This is a genomic window from Aurantimicrobium sp., from assembly GCF_036667855.1.
Taxonomy (GTDB): domain Bacteria; phylum Actinomycetota; class Actinomycetes; order Actinomycetales; family Microbacteriaceae; genus Aurantimicrobium.
In genome coordinates this window covers 1-3,141 of sequence record NZ_JAVWTF010000090.1, presented here as the reverse complement: position 1 = coordinate 3,141, position 3,141 = coordinate 1, and the positions used below count along the sequence as shown (strand labels likewise).

The 3,141-nt window shown below is 51.2% G+C and carries 4 protein-coding genes; all 4 read right to left on the bottom strand.

Annotation, left to right across the window (positions count from 1 at the left end; genetic code table 11):
- Nucleotides 1-160: 160 nt before the first annotated feature.
- The 4 genes from RR877_RS10180 to RR877_RS10165 all read right to left on the bottom strand — a co-directional run bounded on the left by RR877_RS10180 (nt 161) and on the right by RR877_RS10165 (nt 3,072).
- A complete protein-coding gene (locus tag RR877_RS10180; RefSeq protein ID WP_332628159.1) occupies nt 161-730 on the bottom strand; it encodes a hypothetical protein in 570 nt (189 codons plus the stop codon).
- A 232-nt stretch (nt 731-962) separates the two neighbouring features.
- Nucleotides 963-1,133: a hypothetical protein gene (locus RR877_RS10175; RefSeq protein WP_332628157.1), complete on the bottom strand. Its 171-nt coding sequence runs from the start codon at nt 1,131-1,133 to the stop codon at nt 963-965.
- Nucleotides 1,124-2,902, bottom strand: coding sequence for a ribonucleotide reductase N-terminal alpha domain-containing protein (locus RR877_RS10170; protein WP_332628155.1), 1,779 nt, complete (start codon nt 2,900-2,902; stop codon nt 1,124-1,126). The genes RR877_RS10175 and RR877_RS10170 overlap by 10 nt, the downstream gene beginning before the upstream one ends.
- Nucleotides 2,899-3,072, bottom strand: coding sequence for a hypothetical protein (locus RR877_RS10165; protein WP_332628154.1), 174 nt, complete (start codon nt 3,070-3,072; stop codon nt 2,899-2,901). The genes RR877_RS10170 and RR877_RS10165 overlap by 4 nt, the downstream gene beginning before the upstream one ends.
- Between the last annotated feature and the right edge of the window lie 69 nt (nt 3,073-3,141).

The following is a 3,141-nucleotide window of genomic DNA, read 5'->3' as shown; positions in this document are numbered from 1 at the left end:
CCAATGGCATCCACAATCTCCGGACCATCATTATCTTCCAGAGCCTTGCGAAGTTCAGCGACTTCCTCTTCCAGTTTGTTCTGCTGGCTTAGCGGAGTTGCGCCACCGATGATGTTCCTGTCCTTACCCCACTGGATAACTTTGTCGATCAGCTGTTCCATTAGAGGCGGGGCTCCTCTCTAATCCCGAAGGGATCTTCGTAAGTGGAACGGGCCGCTCTACCAGCCAAAGTATCACCGTATCCAACTGGAGTAGCTCTAATTGGTGGGTGAGCCACCAGACTGACAGAGGATTCCTGCGCTTCCGCGTGAGTAATATTGTAGACGGGATACTGTGCTGCTTCACGAGCAGCCATGGCTGCGTCGAAATGAGGAGCAGACAGTCTACCTTCGCTCGATGGGAATGCTGGGACCCGCGGAGCAGTGGTGTCCACGCTACGAATGGCAGGAGCATAGCTCAGCTGATGGCGGGCACGAGCAAGTTCTTCTTCATCAATCAAGCGAGGCTCAATCATCGAAGCATTCGGGAACACCCGATGGGTGTGGACAGCGGACTCTGCGGTAACGAACAAAATCTGCGCCACCGGGAACCCGGCAGGACGACCACCATTGGAGCCGTAGTCTTCGCCACCACCCGAAGTGAACACGAGGAAGTTGTTGTCAACATAGAAGCGATCAGCTTCAATCGTCAGCATACGAGCTGGGGTGTGTAGGGCTACAGTATAGATCATCGAACAACCTCCTTACGATTCATATCAAAAATCAGCGGCTCAAAATCCATGAGCTTCTTAATCATTCGAGCTACTCGGCGGGTCTTGAACGAACCCATGTGATTCCCAGACACTCGATTGATAAGCACATACCGGCGACGATTGGTTTCCATTAGTAATCTCCTTTGCAAATTCTTTGTACTCTTTCAAAGAGGCAGCCCGGAGGCTGCCTCCGTCATTAATGTGGTAGCTCTTATTCTTCCGCACTATCCAACTCCTTTAAGGCGCGTTCGATTTTATCTCCAGTGCCCTGTAGTGAAGTCTTCCAATAAGCTTCCACTCCACCTTCCTCATGTGCTGGTGCATTGAGTCGGATGTTGTCCAGTTCATCTTTAAGGATTCTAATGGCAGTAGTTACTGACATACTTCACATGCCTCCGGATCGCTACCCTTAACACCAGACTGACTATACAGATAGTATAGCCCAATCACATCATCGTTTGCAAGTGCTTCGTAGTGGACGTCTCGGATGTACGAGGACGGTGCGTCACCAGCGAAGAACAAGTTGAGACTCTGCCACTGGTCAATATACCTACCACGCATACCAGCCATACGGACAATGCTGAACTGGTTGATTTCAAACGCCGTTCGGAACACAGCCTTCTCTTCATCGCTCAGCCAATCCACACCCTGCACACTACCGAAGGCGTCAGTCATCTGCTTGATGTGCTTAGTGGTGTACACCCCGCGCTCCTTCATAATCTCAAGGATCACAGGCGACACACGATCAACCTCACCAGCAGCAGTACCCTGCGTGTACGTGAAGCCCACGTCAGGATTGATACCCTCAGACACACCACCCATAATCAGAGCCGTACTCTTGGTGGGAGCAATAGCAATGCGCGAGCAGTTGCGTACAGCTGGGATAAATGCCAGTCCATCGGCAGACTGGAATGCACCCCTGTCCTTTAGATCCTCAGCGCTTACAAAGGGGAACTTGGCAGGATCAGCGTTTACCACCCACTCAGGACAGCCCCACTCCTTACCCATCCAAATAGATGCGCGATAACTTTCGGTGTCTAGTTTCTTGAAGAACTCGACATTGAAGGCCATGGAATCGATACCATCGAACACCCATCCTTGTTTCTGCAAATATGTGTGGTACCCGCACACTCCGAGCCCAATAGCCCGTGCCTTCTCAGTAAAGCGCACTGCTCTCTCAAGGCCCGGAACTCCCTTTGCCTGCGCAATGAACTCGCTAGCCACGCAGTCAAGGAAGACAGTCGCTGTGAAGATTGCATCAGTGTCCCTCCATTCATCATACAGTGCAAGGTTCATAGACGACAACACGCAGGTGAAGGTGTGGTCAGCATCCGACGGCAAGTTAATCTCACTGCACAGATTGCTACCCTTACTCCCCACCGGATAATACTTCGGCAGCTTTCGATTGGCTGCGTCAGTCTTCCAGTAGTAGCCCTTACCAGTAGTGGTCTTCGCCTTCAGCGTCTGCGCAAAGCGCAGCTTAATAGGACGAGTCTCCTCGTTCAGCTCACCCGTGATGGCGTGAACATCTGCGTCACGCAGAACCCAACCGATGTTCAGATCATCTGGGTTGTGCTCCAGCAAACCTACCGCTTCTTCAAAGTCTCCGTGACTAATCGGAATATACGAGGCGTCAGCTCCTCGACGTACACCACCCTGACTAACGTCTCTCGCTGTTTGGATTCGAGCATTAAGAACGGGCATAATTCCAGACGCTTTGCCGCCCGAACTAATCCTGCTACCCCTGGGTCGAATGTCTCCAAGATAAGTTGACGTCCCAAATCCGCCCTTAGTAAGAAGAGCTTCCTCGTGAAGAGCGGAATAGAAGCCGTCGATGCTGTCGACTGTGTAACTCCCGGAGCAAGATACAGGGAACCCTCTAGTAGTTCCCATGTTAGCGAGGACTGGAGTTGATGGAGAGAGCCATCCGTTCCACAGCAACTCGAAGAATTTGTCCTTCCACTTAGGAGCGTCGTCAGTGTGTTTAGCTGCTGTCGCAGCGATTGCCATATACTGAGCATAGGGGTTCTCCGCCCATTGATACTTCTGCCTGAACAACTGGTAACCACCAGTAGTATACCACTGTGGAAGCAAGCCCTTCTCTTGCAGCTCCTTCCTTTCTTTACTTAGCTTCTCGTAGTAGTTACTCATTCGCTCCTTTTTCTAGCCTTGTCCCAGCTGTCATTCAACAGCCACATAATCAACTCAGCCTTCATTTCGTCAAGGCAGTATGCTACCACATTATCAGGGTGGTGTCTATCCACCACGTTGGTCATTGATGACACTACAGGCTTGACAAGGTAGTATCTCTTTTCAGTCATACATCTCTCCCGTTAGAGTGCCGGTAGTCTTCTATATACACCGACGGTCCTACCAGCACAGCGAACACA

What these genes read in the sequence shown, in the direction of transcription:
- RR877_RS10180 (WP_332628159.1), bottom strand. Translation starts at nt 730, where the DNA reads ATGATCTATACTGTAGCCCTACACACCCCAGCTCGTATGCTGACGATT.
- RR877_RS10175 (WP_332628157.1), bottom strand. Translation starts at nt 1,133, where the DNA reads ATGTCAGTAACTACTGCCATTAGAATCCTTAAAGATGAACTGGACAAC.
- RR877_RS10170 (WP_332628155.1), bottom strand. Translation starts at nt 2,902, where the DNA reads ATGAGTAACTACTACGAGAAGCTAAGTAAAGAAAGGAAGGAGCTGCAA.
- RR877_RS10165 (WP_332628154.1), bottom strand. Translation starts at nt 3,072, where the DNA reads ATGACTGAAAAGAGATACTACCTTGTCAAGCCTGTAGTGTCATCAATG.